Source organism: Gillisia limnaea DSM 15749, from assembly GCF_000243235.1.
Taxonomy (GTDB): Bacteria; Bacteroidota; Bacteroidia; order Flavobacteriales; family Flavobacteriaceae; genus Gillisia; species Gillisia limnaea.
The window spans coordinates 280,523-302,615 of record NZ_JH594605.1 but is presented as its reverse complement, the minus strand read 5'-3'; the positions used below and the strand labels follow the sequence as shown (position 1 = coordinate 302,615).

The 22,093-nt window shown below is 35.7% G+C and carries 21 protein-coding genes and 1 pseudogene; 6 read left to right on the top strand and 16 right to left on the bottom strand.

Going from position 1 to position 22,093, the window contains the following annotated elements:
* Positions 1–54: 54 nt before the first annotated feature.
* Positions 55–1,116, top strand: coding sequence for a hypothetical protein (locus tag GILLI_RS01450; protein ID WP_006987338.1), 1,062 nt, complete (start codon positions 55–57; stop codon positions 1,114–1,116).
* A gap of 141 nt (positions 1,117–1,257) precedes the next feature.
* On the opposite strand, the gene GILLI_RS01445 is transcribed toward GILLI_RS01450, so the two are convergent.
* From GILLI_RS01445 to GILLI_RS01420, 6 genes are all read right to left on the bottom strand, one after another.
* The gene (locus GILLI_RS01445) at positions 1,258–2,316 is read right to left on the bottom strand and encodes a nucleoid-associated protein (RefSeq protein WP_006987337.1); all 1,059 of its coding nucleotides are present in this window, start codon (positions 2,314–2,316) and stop codon (positions 1,258–1,260) included.
* A 162-nt stretch (positions 2,317–2,478) separates the two neighbouring features.
* A complete protein-coding gene (locus GILLI_RS01440; protein ID WP_006987336.1) occupies positions 2,479–2,988 on the bottom strand; it encodes an IS1096 element passenger TnpR family protein in 510 nt (169 codons plus the stop codon).
* Positions 2,989–3,152: 164 nt separating this feature from the next.
* Entirely contained in the window at positions 3,153–4,175 is a 1,023-nt protein-coding gene (locus tag GILLI_RS01435) for a COX15/CtaA family protein (protein ID WP_006987335.1), read from the bottom strand.
* Between the two features lie 114 nt (positions 4,176–4,289).
* On the bottom strand, positions 4,290–5,714 hold the full coding sequence (locus tag GILLI_RS01430; protein WP_006987334.1) for a CCA tRNA nucleotidyltransferase: 1,425 nt from the start codon (positions 5,712–5,714) through the stop codon (positions 4,290–4,292).
* A gap of 3 nt (positions 5,715–5,717) precedes the next feature.
* Complete coding sequence (locus GILLI_RS01425) at positions 5,718–6,290, bottom strand: L-threonylcarbamoyladenylate synthase (protein ID WP_006987333.1); 573 nt, start codon at positions 6,288–6,290, stop codon at positions 5,718–5,720.
* Positions 6,280–7,392: a glycosyltransferase family 4 protein gene (locus GILLI_RS01420; RefSeq protein WP_006987332.1), complete on the bottom strand. Its 1,113-nt coding sequence runs from the start codon at positions 7,390–7,392 to the stop codon at positions 6,280–6,282. The genes GILLI_RS01425 and GILLI_RS01420 overlap by 11 nt, the downstream gene beginning before the upstream one ends.
* Before the next feature lie 183 nt (positions 7,393–7,575).
* Here GILLI_RS01420 and GILLI_RS01415 point away from each other — a divergent pair, with 183 nt between their 5' ends.
* Positions 7,576–8,343 carry a lipopolysaccharide kinase InaA family protein gene (locus tag GILLI_RS01415; RefSeq protein ID WP_006987331.1) on the top strand — a complete coding sequence of 256 codons (768 nt, stop codon included), beginning with the start codon at positions 7,576–7,578 and terminating at the stop codon, positions 8,341–8,343.
* A gap of 86 nt (positions 8,344–8,429) precedes the next feature.
* Here GILLI_RS01415 and GILLI_RS01410 read toward each other — a convergent pair whose 3' ends face one another.
* From GILLI_RS01410 to GILLI_RS01395, 5 genes and pseudogenes are all read right to left on the bottom strand, one after another.
* Positions 8,430–9,419, bottom strand: coding sequence for a Stealth CR1 domain-containing protein (locus GILLI_RS01410; RefSeq protein WP_006987330.1), 990 nt, complete (start codon positions 9,417–9,419; stop codon positions 8,430–8,432).
* Between the two features lie 84 nt (positions 9,420–9,503).
* Positions 9,504–9,643: pseudogene (locus tag GILLI_RS18745) on the bottom strand (2,3,4,5-tetrahydropyridine-2,6-dicarboxylate N-succinyltransferase); the annotation flags it as partial.
* A 123-nt stretch (positions 9,644–9,766) separates the two neighbouring features.
* The gene (locus GILLI_RS01405) at positions 9,767–10,831 is read right to left on the bottom strand and encodes a CDP-glycerol glycerophosphotransferase family protein (protein WP_006987329.1); all 1,065 of its coding nucleotides are present in this window, start codon (positions 10,829–10,831) and stop codon (positions 9,767–9,769) included.
* Entirely contained in the window at positions 10,831–11,868 is a 1,038-nt protein-coding gene (locus tag GILLI_RS01400) for a glycosyltransferase family 9 protein (protein WP_245545585.1), read from the bottom strand. Before GILLI_RS01400 ends, GILLI_RS01405 begins: the two co-directional genes overlap by 1 nt.
* Positions 11,869–12,005: 137 nt before the next feature.
* Positions 12,006–12,821, bottom strand: a complete 816-nt coding sequence (locus tag GILLI_RS01395) for a 2,3,4,5-tetrahydropyridine-2,6-dicarboxylate N-succinyltransferase (protein ID WP_006987327.1) — start codon at positions 12,819–12,821, stop codon at positions 12,006–12,008.
* A gap of 87 nt (positions 12,822–12,908) precedes the next feature.
* Here GILLI_RS01395 and ruvX point away from each other — a divergent pair, with 87 nt between their 5' ends.
* The 4 genes from ruvX to mazG all read left to right on the top strand — a co-directional run bounded on the left by ruvX (position 12,909) and on the right by mazG (position 15,547).
* Positions 12,909–13,313, top strand: coding sequence for a Holliday junction resolvase RuvX (gene ruvX, locus GILLI_RS01390; protein ID WP_006987326.1), 405 nt, complete (start codon positions 12,909–12,911; stop codon positions 13,311–13,313).
* A gap of 276 nt (positions 13,314–13,589) precedes the next feature.
* Positions 13,590–14,180 carry a peptide deformylase gene (gene def / locus GILLI_RS01385; protein ID WP_006987325.1) on the top strand — a complete coding sequence of 197 codons (591 nt, stop codon included), beginning with the start codon at positions 13,590–13,592 and terminating at the stop codon, positions 14,178–14,180.
* Positions 14,181–14,238: 58 nt separating this feature from the next.
* Positions 14,239–14,658 (top strand): DUF5606 family protein, encoded by a 420-nt coding sequence (locus GILLI_RS01380; RefSeq protein WP_006987324.1) that lies wholly within the window; start codon positions 14,239–14,241, stop codon positions 14,656–14,658.
* A 115-nt stretch (positions 14,659–14,773) separates the two neighbouring features.
* Positions 14,774–15,547, top strand: coding sequence for a nucleoside triphosphate pyrophosphohydrolase (gene mazG / locus GILLI_RS01375; protein WP_006987323.1), 774 nt, complete (start codon positions 14,774–14,776; stop codon positions 15,545–15,547).
* Between the two features lie 880 nt (positions 15,548–16,427).
* Here mazG and GILLI_RS19175 read toward each other — a convergent pair.
* The 5 genes from GILLI_RS19175 to GILLI_RS01350 all read right to left on the bottom strand — a co-directional run bounded on the left by GILLI_RS19175 (position 16,428) and on the right by GILLI_RS01350 (position 22,080).
* Positions 16,428–16,649 (bottom strand): methyltransferase domain-containing protein, encoded by a 222-nt coding sequence (locus GILLI_RS19175; protein ID WP_050855571.1) that lies wholly within the window; start codon positions 16,647–16,649, stop codon positions 16,428–16,430.
* A 278-nt stretch (positions 16,650–16,927) separates the two neighbouring features.
* On the bottom strand, positions 16,928–19,207 hold the full coding sequence (locus GILLI_RS01365) for a DUF349 domain-containing protein (protein ID WP_006987322.1): 2,280 nt from the start codon (positions 19,205–19,207) through the stop codon (positions 16,928–16,930).
* A 115-nt stretch (positions 19,208–19,322) separates the two neighbouring features.
* Positions 19,323–20,054, bottom strand: coding sequence for a shikimate dehydrogenase family protein (locus tag GILLI_RS01360; protein WP_006987321.1), 732 nt, complete (start codon positions 20,052–20,054; stop codon positions 19,323–19,325).
* Positions 20,055–20,138: 84 nt separating this feature from the next.
* Positions 20,139–21,155 (bottom strand): DUF368 domain-containing protein, encoded by a 1,017-nt coding sequence (locus GILLI_RS01355; RefSeq protein ID WP_006987320.1) that lies wholly within the window; start codon positions 21,153–21,155, stop codon positions 20,139–20,141.
* The gene (locus GILLI_RS01350; RefSeq protein WP_006987319.1) at positions 21,133–22,080 is read right to left on the bottom strand and encodes a DUF368 domain-containing protein; all 948 of its coding nucleotides are present in this window, start codon (positions 22,078–22,080) and stop codon (positions 21,133–21,135) included. Before GILLI_RS01350 ends, GILLI_RS01355 begins: the two co-directional genes overlap by 23 nt.
* Between the last annotated feature and the right edge of the window lie 13 nt (positions 22,081–22,093).

Genomic DNA, 22,093 nt, shown 5'->3' with positions numbered 1-22,093 from the left:
CGTTTTGTTACAGGAGAAGTGATTTAGAACCCGTATTTTTGAAAAAAACAGTTCATGGAAGAAAAGTTAATGTCCAGGAAAAAACCTTCCTTTCCTATAAACGATAGATTTAACAGTTACCTCGCCAGATACAATAGGAACACTAAGATTCCGGTATTTTACGATGATTTACTTCGCTTTTCCGGCTGTATTGCGGTCTATGACCAGCATGACGAAGATACGCTTTGGGTGCGCTGTTATTATGCAGATTCTGAAAGAATAGAAATCGATGAATCCCTAAAACATGTGTATACCATTTTGCATTCTGATGGAAATATGGACTCCCTGGAATCTTTAAACATAGACGCCATAGATTATTGCACTTTTGGAAATTCAAAACCTTTCAGAATAAAAGTCAGGAATATTTTAAACGATAGTTTCACCTATTTCTATGTAAAACTGGCAGATGCTTCCCGAATTTACGGACTGGAAATTGAGCATATACTTTCTCCCCACAGGATCAATTTTTTGGTCTATAAAGACACCCTAATAGAGGAACATATCGCCGGGATTCCGGGAGATGTATTTTTGGAGGATGAATTGCCGCATTGTGATGAACGTGCAAAAACGCAAATAGCGAAACAGTTTGTGAAATTCAATGAGCGATGTATGGTTCGATTGCTGGGGGATATGCGCTCCTATAATTATGTGGTGATTCCAACCCATGATTTTGACCATGTAGATTATACCATTCGTGCAATCGATTTCGATCAACAAAGTTATGAAGGAAATTTAAAAGTTTACAGGCCACAGTTTTTCAAAGAAAACTTTAAAATGGTACAGTTGGTTTCAGATAAATTACAGGCAGATTCCATAGAACAGTATCGTAGGGAAGAACGCTCACTGCTGGCTAAAAGAATGATCAATGCCAGGACCCGATTTAAAGAACTAATACGGTGTATGATAAACGATCATGTGTCTACTCAGGCAAATGTTAGGCAATTGCGAAAAGATCTTTATGATTTTACCAAGGATATGAAATTTAAAAGGGCTCGCACTATGGGACAAATATTGCGCACAGCCCTTGAATTTGTAAGAAGAAATTATGAAGATGTAAATCCGAAAGGTCTGCGTTAAGTAAATTATCTGGATTTATTCCCCGATGCCTGCCCGTTCCATTCGTGCGGGATTTCAAGAAATTCCGAATAGTTCTTCCGTCCACTTTACCCGTGAGCCTGCCTGTAACGTTCGGGCGGGTTCGCTCCGGGGCAAAATGATTTAGCTCTTTTCTTCCTTATTGAAATAAACCAGGTAGTAATACATTTGTTTTTCTTCATCCCAGCCTTTTTCCACAAATTTCTCAGCCGATTCCGGATTGATAAAATCCAACCTTATCTGGATATGGGTATCCAGATTGATGGTGTTCTTAATTGTTTTTCTGGCGGCTGTAACCGCGGTGTTCGCGATAGGGAAGGAGGTAAGATCTTCGATTTTATATTTTTGTCCTTTATCTGTTTTGTAATTTTTGAATTCCGGGATTAAATCTGGATTATCGATCACAGAGTTCATAAAAGCGGTTTCTTCAAAATCGTCATTTTTCGCGAAATAATCCACACTTCGGTTCATAAACATCACCTCTTCTTTCTTGTCTTCAGCAGGTAAAACCACGTCCTTGGCAAAATTCTGGCAAAATTTTAAATACTTCTTGGTGTAGAAATTATTGTCGGCCAGCACATCAACTCCTAAAAAGTTTTCAAGCCAGTATTTGGTATCGTATTTATTTGAATCTACAGAAAGGATTTTATACCCTTCCTCTCTGTTTTTATTGAATATAAGCGCTCCTTTATCAAGTTTCTGAATATTGATCCCCTGCTGAATAATCATTTCCAGCGTGCTTCCCTTTTCCTGAAACTGAAGGAAATCCTGTTTTAATTCAGATTTGAATATTCCTATTGCCGGAACTTTCTCGTTATCCAACAACATATTTTCAAAATACACCACATACACTTCCCCACTTTTGATGTGGGGATGGGAGGATTGCTCGAATAATAACGTATTTATTTTTTTAGAAACCTCATGAATATCTTCCGGCTGATCAAAAATTTTATTGGTTAAATTAAAAAGTTCATTAAACTCCAGGTCTGTTTCGTGAAAAAACTGATAATAATTTTCCTCTTTTTCCCGGAAAGGTTTTAAGAAATATTCCTTGATAAGCGGTGTGATCTCATCGTTTAATTGAAATGGTTCGGCAGAAAGAAATATAGTCTCATTGCGGCTTTTATTTCCAACTCTGTGAATTGAAAGCGATTCAATTTGTGCGTTATATAAGTTGATCATTTGAGAAAATAGTATTGAGATATGAGAATTGAGAAAAAAATTAAAACTTAATGGTGATAGTGAACGGAAAACAATTAGCGAATCCTTATCCTCAGCGCACGAGAAGGGATTGTCACCCTGAGCACAGCCTAAGTGATTGTCACCCTGAGCGCAGCCGAAGGGTTAATTCCAGTTTTCATCAAAGGGAAGATCGTCGTAATCCTCTAAATCAAAATCTGAATCCATATCCTCTGCAAATTCGTCTTTTTCAGCAATAAACTCCTTGTCTGGCGCTTCCAGTGGAATTTGGCCGTGAACGAACATTAAATTGGGGTAATCTCGTCCCGGTTCCGGTTCTGCAATTTCTCCCAGTTCAATAAGAAATGTCCACATGCTAAGAAAGTCGTACACATAAATCAACTTGGTTTGCGATTCAGAAACTACCGAATCCAGGGAAGTTTCATTCATCAACCGGATAGAATCGGCACCTTCGCTAAGATCAAATTGTGAGATCTCTTCTCCCTGATTCCAATCTCCATCGCTTAAATAGAAAGAGGCCATTTCATTGCCATCAAATCCGAAGGCATTGATAATAGCATTATGAAAATCTTCTAAAGTTGCTTCTTCTTCAATTTCAATGTCCCGGAAAACATCCTCATGAGTATCTAATATTATCCTGAATCTATAAATCATTCTATGTTTTTTATTTTTGATCCCACTAGTGGGTTTAATACGCTGATATCCTCATTTTTTTTACGGATGGGATTTCATCCAAATTTTGGATTTTTCTTTATTTTACCTATTTCCCGCAATTGTTGTGGGAAAATTGATTTTATAGTAACTATAGTTTATAACATTTATCGGCTAAATCTATGCAGGGTAAATGTAATTGCGGCAAGAAGGAAAAATGCTCCTACCTGGTGCAAAATTCCCAACCAAAGCGGTACGGCAAAAATAAGGGTAAAAACTCCCAAAACAAATTGTACAACGACTAAAATTACCAGTGCGCTAATTCCGGTGGTTTGCGGGCCGGTAAGATCTAATTTCCAACTTTTTAACCAAATTAAACCTATAAGCGCTACCACGACGTAAGCCAGGTATCGATGCACAAACTGTACGCCACTTTTTCCTTCTACAAAATTCCTCCATAGTGGCGATTGTTCTATGTATACCGTTTCATGTATGAGTTTACCTTCATTCATCAATGGCCAGGTATTATGTATTAAACCTGCATTTAAACCTGCCACAAATGCTCCCCAAACAATCTGTATCAACAAAATCACCAGGGTAAACCTTATTAAATTTCGGAAACCGGTTTTTATGATTTTTTTAGCTGGATACATAATATCCAATGCTACCCAAAGGGTAAAAGCAAAGGTTATGAATGCGGTGGTAAGATGCATGGCGAGCCTGTAATGACTCACATCCGGTTGATCAATCAAGCCACTTTTTACCATATACCAGCCCAAAAATCCTTGGAATCCTCCCAGGAATAAAAGAGCAATACATTTTTTTAGGACTTCTCCGCTAATCTTTTTCGTTATCAGGAAATAAATGAAAGGAACAATAAATACAATCCCTAACAGTCTGCCAAGTAATCGATGAAACCATTCCCAGAAATAGATTTGCTGATAATCTTCAAGTGTGAAATCAAAATGAATATTGATCTTCTGATATTCCGGATATTTTTTATATTCTTCAAAAGCCGCTTCCCATTGCGTGTGCGTAATTGGTGGAATTACTTCGGTTACCAGATGCCAATCGGTCATAGAAAGTCCGGAATTTGTGAGCCGGGTTATCCCTCCCACTACCACCATTATAAAAATAAGAAAACATCCAGTGAGAAGCCAGATTGCAACAGGTTTTAGGTCTCTTTTCATAGCGCAAATTTAGTCCTTCTAATTTCTAAACCTTACCGGAAAAATCAAGATTAACAAACGTTTAAAAGCTATTTTCATTTTGATCCAATCTTTATTTATTCAGGTCTATGTATTTTAAGTTTTTAAGCCTATTTCTTTGCCTTTTTTAAGCATGAAATTCCTGGCTGCTTCATATTCATTAGGAATTTCCCCTTCCAGAATAGCCTCTTTTATAGCATCTTTAATAATTCCTATTTCTCTGGATGGTTTCAGGTGGAAGGTCTTCATTATTTCTTCCCCTGTAACAGGTGGCTGGAAATTTCGAACATGATCCCGTTCTTCAACTTCTTTAATTTTCTCCCTTACTTTCTGAAAGTTATTATGGTATTTTTTAAATTTTTTCGGATTTTTTGTTGTGATGTCTGCTTCACAAAGTGTCATTAGATCTTCAATCTCGTCCCCCGCATCAAATACCAACCTACGCACAGCAGAATCTGTAACATTTTCATCGGCTATCACAATAGGTCTGGAACTCATCAATACGAGTTTTTGAACGTATTTCATCTTCTCATTCAATGGCATCCGTAGGCGTTTAAAAAGTTTAAAAACCATTTTAGCTCCTATAAATTCGTGTCCATGGAAGGTCCAGCCTATTTTCTTATGGAATTTCTTGGTAGGCGCCTTTCCAATATCGTGTAAAAGAGCCGCCCAGCGTAACCAGAGATCATCGGTGTTATTGGAAATGTTATCCACTACTTCCAGTGTATGCCAAAAATTGTCTTTATGTCGCTGACCTTCGATTTCTTCAATTCCTTCCAGGGCGGTTAATTCAGGTAAAATAAGCTGAAGTAAGCCTGTTTTATGCAAAAGGCTAAACCCTTTTGAAGGTTTCTTAGAAAGCAATATTTTATGAAGTTCATCTACAATACGTTCTCCGGAAATTATTTTAATGCGCTCGTTGTTCCTGGAAATCGCTTCCATGGATTGAGTTTCAATTTTAAAACCCAATTGAGTTGCAAACCTTATAGCGCGAAGCATGCGCAAAGGATCATCAGAGTAGGTTATATCCGGATCCAGAGGGGTTTTAATCAGTTGTGATTCAAGATCTCCCAGGCCGTCAAAAGGATCTATAAGCTCTCCAAAATTTTTTTCATTTAAACTTAAAGCAAGGGCATTAATAGTGAAATCTCTACGGTTTTGATCATCTTCCAGGGAACCATTTTCCACCATGGGATTTCGGCTATCTTCATTATAACTTTCGGTACGGGCTCCCACAAATTCGATCTCCATATCAAAAGCCCGCAACATAGCGGTTCCGTAATTTTTGAAAATCTGAACTTTTGGTTGATGGGGCAGTAATTCAGAAACTTTTTTTGCCAGCACAATTCCGCTTCCTACAGCAACAATATCGATGTCTTTTGGATCTCCACGCTGTAAGATATGATCTCTTACAAACCCACCTATCACATAACTCTCGAGGCCTAATTCTTCGGTGGCGCAGGATATAATTTTAAATATTTCAGGTTTGAGTGCTTTGCTGAAATTCTTGTTTTTGGGCATGTCTTATTTGCGTATCACTTTTACAGTTCTATCGTTCCCAATTTTAATTATGGACGAAGGTTTATCTGATATTTTTGAATGATACAAATTTACTATATAGTCTACACCTTTTAAAATTTCCGGAGCTATTTGAGCAAAAGATTTTGGGGTAGGTTCCCCACTGATATTTGCAGAAGTCGAAACCAGGGGTTTTCTTAATTTGTAGATAAGTTGTTCACAAAACTTTTCCTTCACCACGCGTATAGCCAGAGTTTCATCTTCAGCAACCAGATTATTTGCCACCCGAATTGGGTTATCATAAATAATGGTTGTTGGTTTATTGGAATGATCAATAACATCATATGCGGGATCCGGAACCTTATCTACAAACTGTTCCAGCATTTTTACGCTGTTCACAAGACAGATCATCGCTTTGCTATCGGCTCGTTTTTTTAATTTATATATCCGTTCCACTGCTTGTGGGTTGGTAGCATCGCAACCAATTCCCCAAACTGTATCCGTTGGATATAAAATGATCCCTCCTTTTTTTAAAACTTCAAGGGTGTTTTCTATTTCCTGTTTTATATTATTTTCCATTGAGAACTAATTTATATTCTTGTAATGTTTTTGTTGCCATCTGTTTAGTTGTAAAATGTTCTACCACTTTTTTATGACCGTTTTCTGTAAAACGAGGTATTAGTTCCTGATTTTTCTGTAAAAAGAGGATTTGTTCTGCTAATTTTTTAGCATCAAAAGCTTCAGTTAAAAGCCCATTTTCCATATGGGTCACAATTTCGGAAATTCCGCCCACATTAGTCGTAATTACTGGAGTTTTATGATAGAATGCTTCGAAAATTACGTTTGGTACGCCTTCTGAATTTGAGGTTAAGAGTAAAACTTCTAATTGCGGAATTACGGCCGATGCATTTTCCATAAATCCTAAAAAGCTGATATCTTTTTCTAAATTATTAGTGTTTACTTGTTTAAGTAAATTAGGGGTCTCAGATGTAAATTGGCCAATTTGAACAAAATGAAATTTCAGCTTTTCTTGCTGCTGAATTACTTTTTTAGCAGTTTTGATAAAAGTAGTCAGATCTTTTGCGGGAATATGGTTTCCAATATTTCCTACTAGAATAACATCTTTACCAAGCCCAAGTTTCTTTCGAAGATCGATTTTTGTAGTAATATTTTGTTGCTTTATCAGACTAATACCGTGATAAATTGTTTTTAACCGGTCATAATTTTTTAGCGTTTCTGCCGTAATCTCTTTGGTCCTATTTGAGACACATAAAATGCGTTTTAATTTTGGATAGTTATATTTAAAAAGTGTTTGTTTCCGGTTTTTAATAGGAAAGGTCGTTTTTTTACTAAATACCATTAAGGGTAAATTGTAAAATTTATCCGCTATAACCGCTAGGGAAAGTGCTTTCGGATCATGAATATGTATAAGATCTATTTGCTTTTTTTTACAAAAACTAATAATTCTCAAGCTATACCGAAGATCTAAATTAAATTTTAGCGGGGCAGTTTTGAAATTTATGTTAGTGTTTTTCAATTTTCTATGAAATAATCCTTCCTCAACACAAAGAATAATATTTTCTACTTCTGGAAAACCGGTTTGAAATTCTTCGCACAGCAATTCAATTTGTTTTTCGCCGCCTCCCCAACTATGTACTGCCGATAAATGAAGGATTTTCATTAGAAGTTTTTCTTTTTTCGCCTTTGATATGGCTATATTTGCTAATTATTCTAAACCTGATTTTAGGTAATGCACAACAGACTATGGGCGCAAAAATAGTGATTTACGCGTGATTTTTAGAAATCATGAAATACTTTTTATATTACCTGAATTTTCTGGTAAAAATTTCAATATTATAGGTTAATGAAGATATATTTATCAAAATATCATAAGTTATCGGAAAAAGGTGTTGAAGAAATCTTGCTTAATTTCAACGCTGTTGGTCAATCGTTTTTCACCGGTAAAAAGCGACGTAGAAACCATATAAAAGTGGTTGAGATAGATGGGATAAAATTTAATATAAAATCTTTTAAACAACCAAATTACATCAATAGGTATGTTTATGTGTATTTTAGAAAATCTAAAGCAGAACGTTCCTTTGAATTTGCTGAAAGATTGATGACAAAAGGAATTGGGACCCCAAAACCCATTGCTTTTGCCGAAGAAACAAGCAAAGGTGCGCTAACCAAGAGTTATTATATCAGTGAACATTTGGAGTATAACCTTACGTTTAGGGATTTAGATTTGGCTAAGCCTGGACACGAAGATATTTTACGCGCCTTTACAAAGTTTACCTATAATTTACATGAGAAAAAGGTTGAATTTTTAGATCATAGTCCCGGAAATACGTTGATTCATTTAAATAATGGAAATTTCCAATTCTATTTGGTAGATTTAAACCGAATGATTTTCAAGTCGCTTAATTTTACTGAAAGGATGAAGAACTTTGAGAGGCTGACTTCCAATAAAGAACTGGTGAAAATTATGGCTGAAGAATACGCAGATCTTCTTGGAAAACCGGAAAACGATGTTTTTAAGAAGATGTGGTTTTTTGCGAATTCCTTTTTCGTTAACCGTGGTAAGAACAGAAAAGTGAAACAGAAATTCAAAAATCTTTTGGGAATTAAATAAATTAGATATGAATTTAAAATTTTTGTTCGCTTCGGGGAAGAACGCAAAATAATACTTGACTTTTCTACTTTATAATCAGAAACATCTTAGTTCTTACTCAATCGTTTCTTTATCCAATACAATATATATTCTAAAATTTCATCATTTGCCATGTCCAAGCTTTGAAATGTGATGAAGAGTTTATTCGGATTATTTTTAAACCACTTTAACTTTAATCTAGTCAACCATAATTTTTTATAAGATCGGAAGTATGTCAATTGGGAATTATTCCGGTAATGATAAGTATTATTTTTAATTTCTAAGTGCTCAGATAAGGAAGATATAAGAAATTGATTTTCACTTCTAAACCTATGTTGTATGTTCTTTCTAAGCAATGTATCTTCCTTAAAGAAGTTAGTTAGGGTGGACTTTCTTACACAAACTGGCGTATGAAAACGTCTGACATACTTATCCATTTGAGCCAATTTGGCACTATTCTGTTGTAATTTCTTGAAACTAATTTCACTTTTTTTTATCGGAATATCTAAAAAAGTCAAAATTTCATTATAAGATTTTCTTAAAGATTTGTTTTCATTAAACTGTTGCCATTTACCTCTTATAATTGGTTCACCATTAATAAAGAAATCATCTACTAATACCTCTCTCATTAATAGAGTATCATCATTAAAAATTATAAAGTGCTCAGATAAGTAGGGAATTCTAAATAACATAGATATAATAGAGCACGAGTTGAAGGTGGGTAGATATTCTTCAAACCCCCTGAAAATAATCTTATGATCAACCAGTTCTAAGTTTACACCTTTGTTTTTTGCTAATGCTTTTAAGGAATCAAAGGATTGAGGCGATTGATTATCGGTTACTAAAAAAATATTCTTAATAAAAGGCGCAAACTTAATTATAGATTTAATGGCCATATCAATTTCTCCAATCGAATTGTATCGCTTAAGATGATTTTTAGAAGAGAAATTTATTTTAGATTCAGAATAAGCATTTATTTTTCCCTGCCAAATTTTATCGTTTCCATTCACCCAAGTTATAACGGCATCAACTTGAATGTTTTCAAAAGGTTCTGTCATTCGATATGAGTTTAACCCAAGAATTCAGGTTATAATTCGGATTATTTATTTATGTAAAAATAAGAAATATTCTTAGGTTTTCATCTAAACCACCACATTATACTCCCGCAAAGCATCATTTAAAGACGTTTTATTATTCGTGCTTTCTTTACGTTTCTCAATGATCAAGGCACGTTAAAAGTTCCTGCAGGAAACTCTTTGGCATAGCTTCCTGGAATAAGAATCAATTTTTTTTCCATACTAAGTTAAATTTTCGAGAAATTAAATAACACAAAAAGTCTGCACAAATTCAATAGGTTAAAATCATTTCTACATTCAAATAGTGAAAATTACAAAATTAGTTTTCACTATTTAATAGTAGGAGGTCGCCGATATGTTTTGAGCGGATAAAAACCAAGTTTTTTTCTCACCTTGAATTTCCTAATTAAATTAAGAGGTTTCTTTTTCAGATGGGATCTATCGCTATTTAAAAACTCGATACAACTATTAATTACACGTTGGCTTGAATTACCATCGGAATAAGGGTGAGTAACATCAATATAATTCTGAATTGCTTCCATAATAGGTTGCGGTCTTGTTAAAGCTTTGGAAAGGGCATATTCAATTTCAGAAACTTCAGTAATATTAATAAAATGTTCTCCTGGCTTATTGTTTTTAAAAGTTACTACAGGTTTCTTTTGAAGTATAAACTCAGTGATTGCAGAAGTTGTATCAGAAAACATAATATCTGCCTGTTTGAAGAGCGGTATTATATCTGTGGTATCATAATAAGTAAGGTTTTCATTCTGCATAGCCTTGAAAATTTCGATCTTATCTTTAGCCAATTTTGGATGTAAAACGATTTTGAATTCCCACTTCCCTGTTTTAGATAATCGTTTTATTTCATTTATTACCTCTTCCACATAGGTCAGGCTATATTTGGGGGAGAAGGTCGAAGAGATCAATATTACAGGTTTTTCGGTAGAATTTTTCTCTATAGGGAACAAAGAATCTACCTTAGACCAACCTGTTTCTATTACCTCAAAATGTTTGTGTTGTTTCTGTAATTCTTTAAAAGGTCCTGTGGTAGAAGGTCCTTGAGTGCAGTACAAGTCGAATAATCCTCTAATTCTGAAATGACCTTTTTTGAAACTATGTTTATTTGCCAGAAACCCATGAAAAACCTGGACTTTAATTCCAGGAATAAAATCAGCAATGCTGTCTGTGATACTTAAAATAACATGTGGTTGATAAGCCATAACTGATTGAATATCTTCTAAAACAGTCTTATCCTTGCTAATTTTTTTTTTGGTTTCCTCTACATCTGCAAACCATTTCACCTCGTAACCACGCTTTTGGATTTCTTTTTCCAAAGGTTCGCCAATAGGAAAAGCGTAGGTGTAGCTGATGTAAATTAGAAACCGGTAGTTCATTATTTGAAGTTTTTCAGGAAGTTACTTAATTTTAAGCTGAGCAATTCAGGTTTTAGTTTTTGATATAAAGTCGTATTCAGTTTTTTGTTATATCTGCGTGGACAAGTTTTGAAAAGCTGAGGTTGAAAATCTTCCAGGTGCACTGAAACATGCTTTTCGCCATCTTCATAAATAGCCCAATAATTCTTTTTTATTATGGGAGAATGTATAGAAAAAGTGGGTTTATCCAATGCTTTCATAATATTTGCTGCTCCACCTTCGTTGCCAAAATAGAGGTCGCAATTAGCGCAATTCAGCATAAAACCATTTAGGGAACTTTCATAAATATTAAAGAAAATTTGAGACTGGGTTTTAGTCTTACATTGGTTATAAATATTCTTCGCCTCAGTTTTTTGCCAGGGTAAATAATTAAAGAGTATTTGAGCCTTTGGGGCCTGTTTTATCACTTCATCCAGAAGGAAAGCCATATAATTTCCTGGATAAGTTTTCATTGCAGAACTGCCTAATATGCCACACATAATTAGTGGATGTTCTAAGTTTACACCTTGTTTTTCAAGTTTTTTTCTGAAGTTTTCTTTTTCTTCCGAAGATATGTGAATTTTAGGTTTTAAATCCCTGGGGAAATTTTTGTGAAATGCCTCTAAAACCTGCGTTCGGTTTTCTATGGCCAGCCCTGCCTGTGTTTCAGGTTTCTCTTTATAGTTAAAAGTTTGGGTGTAAAATGCGTGGGTATAATTTTTCTGAAACCCCAATCTGATTGATGCACCAGAGTATTTTGCAATTATTCCCGAACTTATTTTTGAATAAATATCAATTACCACAGTATAAGATTCCTTGCGAATAAAATTTAAAAACTTCAGGAATCTTATGGGGTCTTTTCCAATTCCTGGATCGTATTCAATAAGCTTATCTATAAACGGATTATTTTCTACTACAGGCTTGGTATGCGGATAAATTAAATAATGTAATTCAGCTTTAGGAAATTCCTTTCGTAAGGCTTCAAAAAGGATTGAGGACGTCAAAACGTCTCCAATCATTTTTTGTTGAATAATGAGTATTTTCATAAAAAGCCCCTCCCGGCCTCCCCAAAGGGGAGGAGTTATTCTAAATGGTTTAACGTTTTATCGATCTATTCATCCCTGTTTATTAGCTCCCCCTTCGGGGGTTAGGGGGCTTACACCGCCACATTATATTCCCTTAAAGCATCATTTAAAGAGGTTTTCTTGTTGGTGCTTTCTTTTCTTTTTCCTATAATCAATGCACAAGGCACCTGAAATTCTCCTGCGGGGAATTTTTTGGTGTAACTTCCAGGGATTACCACAGATCGTGAAGGGATGTGTCCTTTTATTTCTTTGGGTTCTGTTCCGGTAACATCAATGATTTTTGTTGAGCCGGTAAGCACAACATTGGCGCCCAAAACGGCTTCCTTTTCAACTCTAATCCCTTCAACAACGATGCATCTGGAACCTATAAAGGCATTGTCTTCAATAATTACCGGTGCAGCCTGTAAAGGTTCCAAAACTCCACCAATTCCAACACCGCCACTTAAGTGAACATTTTTGCCTATTTGGGCACAGCTTCCCACGGTGGCCCAGGTATCTACCATAGTTCCCTCATCTACAAAAGCGCCAATATTTACATAGCTCGGCATTAAAATCACTCCGGCAGAGATATATGCTCCGTAGCGCGCAACGGCATTTGGAACCACCCGAATCCCTTTGTCTGCAAATCCTGTTTTTAAGGGAATTTTATCGTGGTATTCAAAAATTCCGGCTTCAAGGGTTTTCATCTTTTGGATAGGGAAATAGAGCACAACCGCCTTTTTCACCCATTCATTCACCTTCCAGCCATCACTTGTTGGTTCGGCAACCCGTAGTTTTCCTTCATCCAGATGCAAAATTACTTGTCGAATAGCATCGATAGTTATAGAATCGCCCAGTAAACTTCTGTCTTCCCAGGCCTTGGTAATAATATCTTCCAGTAATTTCATTTTAATTTGTTTTTAGCAAATATAACAGCTTATGTCCAATTTTTGGGAGTATAGGAAGATAAACCTTACCTTTGCGTAAAATTTGCAATGGCACGGATTTTAGCTTTAGATTATGGTGTCAAACGCACCGGAATTGCAGTAACCGATGATCTTCAGATCATTGCGTCCGGGCTCGCGACTATTCCTACCAAAGAATTGATCCCTTATCTCGAGAACTATTTTAAGATCGAAAATGTGGAGCTTGTCCTTGTTGGGGAACCAAAACAAATGGATAATACGGCTTCCAATAATGAAGTCCCAATTCAGGAGTTTTTGAAGAAATTTCAGGAAAAATTTCCAACTATGGAAATGAAACGGGTAGATGAACGGTTTACATCGAAGATGGCGGTTAGGACGATGATCGATAGCGGATTAAAAAAGAAAAAACGTCAGAATAAGGCTCTATTGGATGAGATAAGTGCGACCATAATTTTGCAATCATATCTTTATTAAAAAAAGTTGAAAGTTGAAAGTAGAAAGTGGAGAGAAAATAGAATGTAGAATATAGAGAATAGAAAAGAGACTTTTTTGAGTAGATAGGGTTAAAAAAAAGTGAAGATTTTTTCTGAGGGGATCTGCTGGAAATAAAAAGCTATGTTACTGAAATAACTATTTAAAACCCATCAGTAAAAATCACACAAGCCTATATTAAATTTTACAGCTATAAAAGATAGGAATAGTTGATTTTTTATAATAATACATTATTCAATACTAATTATACCATACTAAATGATATTACCAATTATTGCATACGGAGATCCGGTTTTAAGAAAGGAAGGAAAGGAGATCACTAAAGAGTATCCAAAGCTGGATGAACTCATTGAAAATATGTGGGATACCATGTATGAAGCATACGGGGTGGGACTTGCAGCTCAACAAATTGGACTCCCAATACGTTTATTTATTATAGATCCAAGTGCTTTTGGAGAAGATGAGGAATTGGAAATTGCAGAACAAGAACAATTAAAAAATCTTAGAAAGGTTTTTATAAATCCTAAAATCGTAGCCGAAGAGGGAGAGGAATGGGCCTTTAATGAGGGATGCTTAAGCATTCCGGAGGTAAGGGAAGATGTCTTTAGAAAACAACAAATTACCATAGAATATCAGGACGAAAACTTTAATTCTTTTAGTGAGGTTTATGAAGGCCTAGCCGCAAGGGTTATCCAACATGAATATGATCATATAGAAGGAATTTTATTTACCGATAAACTTTCTAGTCTTAAAAAGCGTTTAATTAAAGGAAAGTTAGCTAACATTTCAAAAGGAAAAATACAAGGCGATTATAAAATGAAATTTCCGTTGATGAAAAAAGGACGTTGATTCTTTTGATATTACTTGGAGAGATATGATATTTGCCAGCCAAAAATTATAAAAAAGTATGGGTTTAGAAAAAATTTTATCGATTTCCGGAAAACCGGGATTATATGAATTAACAGCGCAAACCCGTGGTGGTTTCGTCGCAAAATCCATTATTGATGGAAAAAAAATAGCGGTTAACGTTCGAAATAATGTTAGTTTGCTCAGCGAGATTGCGATTTACACGTACACAGAAGAAGTTCCTCTTGGAGAGATCTTTAAAAAGATAAGTGAGAAAGAGAACGGAGGAGAAGCAATAGATCATAAGGCTTCTAAAAAGGAACAAGAGGCTTATTTTGCTGAAATACTTCCAGATTATGACGTGGAAAGGGTTTACCAAAGCGACATTAAAAAAATTCTTCAGTGGTATAATCTTCTTGTGAAAAATGATTTCACCGATTTTTCCAAAGGAGAAGAAAAAACTTCAGACGAGGAAGAATAGGGTTAAACTATCTAATAGGAAAAAGCAGTTTTAAGTTTATTAAAGCTGCTTTTTTATTTTAATATTTTTCGGTTTAAAATAATCACAGTTGTATTTTTACAAAAAAATAAGAGGGATGAATTCAAGAAAAGATCAGTTACAAGCATTTGACCGGCTTTTAACCATTATGGACGAGCTTCGGGAACAATGTCCCTGGGACCGAAAACAAACCCTGGAATCCCTTCGGCATTTAACTATCGAGGAGGTTTATGAATTAGGAGATGCGATTCTTGATAAGGATATGCAGGAGATCAAAAAAGAACTTGGAGATATTTTGTTACACATGGTTTTCTATGCTAGAATAGGAAGTGAAACCAATGATTTTGATATTGCCGATGTCACGAATTCAATTTGTGATAAATTGATTTCCCGGCATCCGCATATATATGGGGATGTGGAAGTTGCAGATGAAGATGAAGTTAAAAGGAATTGGGAAAACCTGAAACTTAAGGAAGGTAAAAAAAGCGTTTTGGAAGGTGTGCCCGCTTCATTGCCTGCTTTGGTAAAAGCCAGCAGGATTCAGGAAAAAGTGGCCGGAGTAGGATTTGACTGGGAAGAGCCGCAACAGGTGATGGAAAAACTGAAAGAAGAGCTGGAAGAGTTACAGGATGAAATTAAAGTGATGGATACCGATAAAATGGAAGCCGAATTTGGGGATGTTTTATTCTCTATGATCAATTATGCCAGGTTTTTAAATATCAATCCGGAAAATGCGCTGGAACGAACCAATAAGAAATTCATTAAACGTTTTCAATATCTGGAAGAAAAGGCCAAAGAGAAAAATAAATCCCTGAGTGAGATGACGCTTGCAGAAATGGATGTTTTTTGGAATGAGGCTAAACTTTTATAATTCAAAAATCAGGTTGAAGCCCGAAAAATACTATTTTTCAAAAACGATAAGCTTCGGAGCAATCTCTAATTTTTCAAATCCAAAATTTCCCCTAATCTATTCTAAACTTTCTTCCGAATAAAAAAACACACGCGTGGGATCGTTCTTGTAATACCACCTGTCAAAATCTAAAGATTCATTAAAAATCAAGGTTTTGCAGTAAAGTGTTCCGCCAGGATTTAAAAGTTTTTGTATATCCGTTAAGAGACCCAAAAGACAAAATTGAACTAAAAGTGTCACGTCGAGTGCAGTCGAGACGTTTTGTTTGACCCTTCGACTGCGCTACCATTGACGTGTTTTGCAACAAACTGTTATTTAGTAAATTAAGATGAATTAAAATTTAATTTATCAGACTTAAAACGTCGTTTTCCTTCGTTAGGTAATTTTTATTATCTCTGGTCTCGGGATGCCAACGCAAGTCAGTCTGAGCCTGTCGAAGACTTTTGAGTACTCTAAATTTTCTTCAATTAAAAGGCTATTTTTTTTCTTCTGTTCCATCCTTTCAATTTTTTTTCAAACTTGATTGCCTGAGAAGCATCTATGAAATATTCAAACAATTTTATAACAACTGGTCCCCTTTTATAGGTATAAGCACTTCGACAGGCCCAGTGTGACAGGCGTAAATCGATAAGTGCACTTCAACAGACTACCATTCGGCATCAATTAAATTGAGCACCAGCATCGCTAACAATATTTTCCAAAACCATACTCAGGAGCAGGTATGAGAACACTATACTTATATCGGTTAACCCGTGGTTTGTTATACTTACCAGTAAATTTACGTCAAAAACCTACGCTAGGTAATTTTTTTATCACGGGTCTCAGGGGGACAAAAACTGTTTTAGGTTTCTAAACGGATAAGCATTAAAAGTTTAAAGAGTCGATTAAATTCTTCGAAAGGATTGTGGAAATGTTCCATGACTTCACAACAAATTATAAAATCATAGGTTTCTTCAAAAACTTCAGGATGATTCTCAAAATACGGATCATACAAATTGACTTTATAAGAATGTTTTACCAACTCAGCGGTTGCAACGGGTCCTGTCCCACATCCATAATCCAATCCACGGGATGTGATAGAAAAATCTTGAACTACCCGGGAAGTGATTGGACTGACTTACAAAATTTTGATAGCGGTGGTCGCTAACGTCATTATTATGTTCCAGATATCGCTCTTTTTCAGAGTCGGCAGTGATATAATCGCTGGGATGAAGGAGTACAGCTTTGCAGTTTTGGCAACGGATATATTTCTAATGTATTATCTTAAAAATTCCGTAGCCTTACCTTTACAAAGCGTACATTTCATTGTGTGAAATTGAAAAAATCTTCCCTAAAATTATTTTAGTAAATAGATTTAATTTTTTCGAGTTTTTCCTTCCAAACCTTTAATTGTTCTTTTTGATCTGCAATGTTTTTATGAACTTCCATAACAAGTGGGTTGTCATCTGCTGCATTGGAGAAGAATTGTAAATTATTTTCTAGCTGGCGAATATCTGCAATGGTTTCCTCCACTTTTTTGCTAAGGAAATAATGCTCATTTCTTAATTTTTTATCATCATCGGCATTATTTAAAGCCTGGATTTTATTCTCATACTTCATCATTTCTGCTTTGGTGCGGTCTACATCCAGTTTAGAAAATAATTGGTCGAGTAACTTGTTGAATTTCCCTTCTATAAAACGTTTGTTATAAGGTACTTTTCCTATATTTTTCCATTCTTCTATCGCAGCTTTTATCTTTGGAAGATCTTTTTTCTTCTCACCTGTGAAATCAAAGGATTTTAACCCGTCCAGAATTTCCTTTTTTTGGTCAAATGCCTTTGTTTCTTCAGCATTTTCAGCATTATTGGATTTGTGGAGGCGGTCAAAATAATGATTACAAGCGGCCTTAAATTGTTTCCATACCTTATCGCTATCTTTTCTTGGAACATGCCCAACCTTTTTCCAATCGTCCTGGATTTTTTTCATTAAAGCAGTGGTTGCTTTAAAGTCTTCACTATCCTTATTATCTTCTGCAATTTGAATGAGTTCCCTCTTTTTTTCCAGGTTGTCATATTGTTCTTTTTTCAGTCCTTTGTAATACGCATTTTTATTGCGGTTAAACTGACGAACATTTTGTTTGAACTCACTCCAGGTCGCTTCGTTCTTGTCTCTTGGTACTTTCCCGGCTTTAAAGAACATATCCCGTAAGGCTTCGAGTTCCTTAATTTTTTGTTGCCACTGATTGTGGGTGGTAAATTTTGCTTCTGCCAGTTCCCGGATCTTCGAAATAATCTCTTGTTTTACTTCCAGGTTCTTCTCAAATTCTTTTTCCAGGTCATCATAGTAGGCCTGACGCAAGTCGTGGATCTTTTTAGTGGCATCGCTAAAACGTTCCCATATATCGTCCCTAAATTCTTTTCCAACAGGGCCAAGTTCTTCCTTCCACATCTTATGAAGCATTTGAAGTTCTCTAAATGCTCTGCTCGTGTCCTGTTCCTGTGTAAGTTCCTCTGCGCGGTCTATTATTTTTAGTTTTTGTTCCAGATTGTGTTTGAAATCCATATCACGGAAATCGCGGTTCAAATGCAAAAAGTCGTAAAAATTCTCTACGTGGTGGTGATAGGTATTCCAAACGGTATTGTATTTATCCCGTGGAATTGATCCTGCCGTGCGCCATCTGTCTTGTAATTCTTTAAAATGCTTGTAGGTAGTATTGATGTTTTCTTCAACATCTATAAGGCCTTTAAGTTCTTCTATTATTTGCAGCCTTATATTCAGGTTTTTATTGAGATCCTGTTTTAACTGTTGGTAGTAATTATTTCGTTTTTCTTTATAATCGAAATAAACCGAGTTGAATTCCTTTTTGATAGGAGTGGAGTAGTGAAAGTCTATTATATTTCCACCATCGGCAAGAAATTCTTCCTTCTTTTCTTCAAGTTCCTCATCAAATTTCGCATTGAATTCTACCTTTATTTCCTCTATATGCTCTTTTATTGCCTGGATCTTTTCTTTTTTAACCAACAATTGCATTTCGGCTACAAGGTCTTCCTTGGACATAGAATGATAATCCTTTTTTTCTATCCCGTGACGTTCAGAGGTGCTTTCATCTTCGCTATCTTCGGCTACAGAATCTTCAAATTCAGACTCTACATTTTTTTTCTCCAAAGGCTCTCGATCTTCCTCATCTTCCACTGTAGCATCCTTTGTTTCGTCTGATTTCTGAGCTTCGGCGAAATTTTTTTCGATCTCTTTTGTTTCCGATGATTTTTCTGAAGCTTTACTTTCGTCTACCATCGCTTTTTCCAAAGTTTCTTCATTTTCTTCAGATTTGGTAGATTCCTCTTTTTTCTTTGTTTCTGAAGCATCGCTTTCAGCTGCCAGAGTTTTTTCTGAGCTATCTTCGTTCTCTTTAGGTTCTTCAGTTTTTTCTGCTGAAGGCTCTTCTGAAGCATCTTCTGCTTTAGATTGGATTATATTAGAATCTTCAGCGGCTCCTGGAAATACCTCCTCCGGGGATTTATCTTTCCTGCTGTCATTGGAATCTTCCGTTGTTTTACTGTTTTCACCGGAAACAGTTTCAGATTTTTTCAAATCCTCGTTTGGAAGTTCTTTCTTCGTGTGGTCATTTTCTTGCTGAGACATATCTTTCAATGTTAAGGTTCGTTCAAATTATTAATTCTGAAAGATACTAACTCCACCAAAACCTGCCAAGATTTTGCTTCAATTTATAATTTGTATAGGTAATAATGGAGGCTGCTTATTTATTCCAGATTTCCCAAGCCTTTTCTGCCTGAAGTTCCAGCATTTTCTGTCCATTAAGTACTTTGGCGTTATTCTGAATTGCCAAGTTCATCAATTGTGTAATAGGGGGATTGTAGATAAGATCAAATAAAAGATGATCTAAAGTGAAATGCGATGTTGGAATAGGGGGGAATTCTTCGGTTTGAGGATGCGTTCCCAGAGGTGTGCAGTTAATTATTAATTTATATTGATCGAAATGACCTTTGTTCAGTTCGGTATAGCTAAGATCTTCGGCTAAAGGAGATCGGGAAACAAATTTAAATTTGATTTTTAATTCTTTTAAACCGTACGCAATAGCTTTTGAAGCTCCTCCTTTTCCTAAAATGAGCGCGTGGGTATGCTGTGGCTCTAAGTGGGGCTTTAGGGATTCCAGAAATCCAAAATAATCTGTATTATAACCTGTTAATTTCTGCGATTTTTCGATTTTAATGGTGTTAACAGCTCCAATTTCCTTTGCAATAGGATCCAGGTGATCCAGAAAAGGGATTATCGTCTCTTTATAAGGAATAGTGACATTTAATCCTTTAACCTCAGGATTTTCAGAAATTACTTTAGGGAATTCTGCGATTTGATCAAGATCAAAATTTTTATAAACTGCAGAAATATTTTCCAATTCGAATTTATTGCTGAAGTAATTTCGGGAAAATGAATAGGCTATATTTTTGCCTATAAGGCCAAAGGTTTTCATCTGTTTATTTTATTGTTTTTGCGGCAACATTTAACATCCATATAATCCATTCCCCTGTGTGAAAAAAATTCACCAATGGATGTTTCAAATTAATTTCTCTCTTTTTTCATACCATACGAGTCCTAATACTATAAATATTCCCACTAGGATAAAAACCATAGCAATCCAGCTTTCAGAAGCAGTTAAATCGGGTAAGTAGCGGTCGTAATTATCGAGGATTTGATTTCCTTTTATATCGAGGAGGATTTCTCCTTCGGCATTGATTTTATAAATTTTTTCTTTCCAGGGCCATACCACTCCAAGCGAACCAGCGATAAAACCAATAATTACTGCGTAGGTCTCTTTTTTAAACCTCTTGAGAACATATCCCAGTAAATGGGAGAGCGACACCAAACCAACCAGGGAACCTAACGAAAACACCATTAAAACCTGCAGCAATCGCATTTGGCTATCGTTGTCTATAAAAGAAAAATCTAGTGTGATCAGCTGAGCGATAGTATCAAAAAGAGCATTTACTGAATCTACAAGCAAAAGCACATAATTCCCAAATAAAATGAGGATAAAAGAGCCAGAAAGACCAGGTAGGGTCATACCGGAAACACCCACAATCCCGCAAAAAAATACAAACCATAAGTTATCATTTTCTTTGGCAGGTTCCAGGAAACTAATGCCTATTCCGGCAATTATTCCTATAAAAACATAAAGCATTAGTTTTCTAGACCAATCGTCAAATTCCCGGAAGATATAATAAATTGAACCTATGATCATTCCAAAGAAAGATGCCCAAACATACAATTCGTAATGGAGGATTAGATAATCCAGTAATTTTGAAACGCTAAAGTAACTTATAACCATTCCAAGGATAAGCAATCCTAGAAATTTACCGTTGGTATAAACGTATAGACTTTTAAACCTTCCATTGATGAGAAGTTTAAAAGCTTTGAAATTTATTTTTTGAAGGGAGTGGATAAATTCTTCGTAAAACCCTGCTACAAAAGCAACGACCCCACCGGATACTCCGGGAACTTTATTTGCAGCACCCATGGCTAAGCCTTTAAGTACTAAAAATACCTTATCACTAAGAGTCCGGGTTTGTTGCATTCTGTTGAATAGGTTTTTGATTTGCGACGCGCTCTAATATAAGAATTAATAAAAAACCAGAAAGCATTAATATAATCGCGGGAAACAGGTAAGAATTCCCTTCAAAATTCCCTGGTAAAACAGAAACCTCTTTTATTATCAGGATTTTTTCTCCATATTGTTCGGTTTCCAGAACTTTCTTCCAAGGCCATATCTTATTGAGCGAACCGGCGATAAAACCTGTAAGTACTGCAAGTGTGATATTGCTGTAATGTTTAAACAACCACTTTAGGATATGGGAAAACGATAACAGGCCAAAAACAGCACCCAGTGCAACTATTCCCAATGTTTTTAGATCAAAATCCTGTGCAGCTTCTGTAACTGTTTTATAAGCACCCAAAAGCACTAAAATAAAAGCTCCAGAAATTCCAGGCAAAATCATGGCACAAATAGCAATAGCCCCGGCTATAAAAAGAAACCAATTGCTGGTCGCTGATTCCGAAGGAGGAAGGGATACTATATAGTATGCAAAAACAGCTCCAACCAAAAGTGCGATAATCATTTTAAAATTCCATTTTGGAATTTGCTTGGCCACAAACCAGACACTTGCCAGAATAAGACCGAAAAAAAATGACCATATCAAAACTGGATGTTCTTCCAAAAGAAAATTGGTAAGGCGCATCAAAGTAAAAACACTAATTAAAATACCGGTAAAAAGGGCAAGGATAAAGGATCCGTTTAGCTGCTCCCACATCGCTTTAAAACCCTTTGCTTTCCAGGTTTTGAGCAAAGAAAGATCTACCCCGCTTATAGTACCTATAAGTTCCTGATAAATCCCTGTTATAAAAGCTATTGTTCCCCCGGATACACCAGGTACAACATCTGCTGCACCCATGGCCATTCCTTTTAAAGTGATCGTGAAATATTCCCTGAAAGTTCTTTGCATTACCTGAATAAAT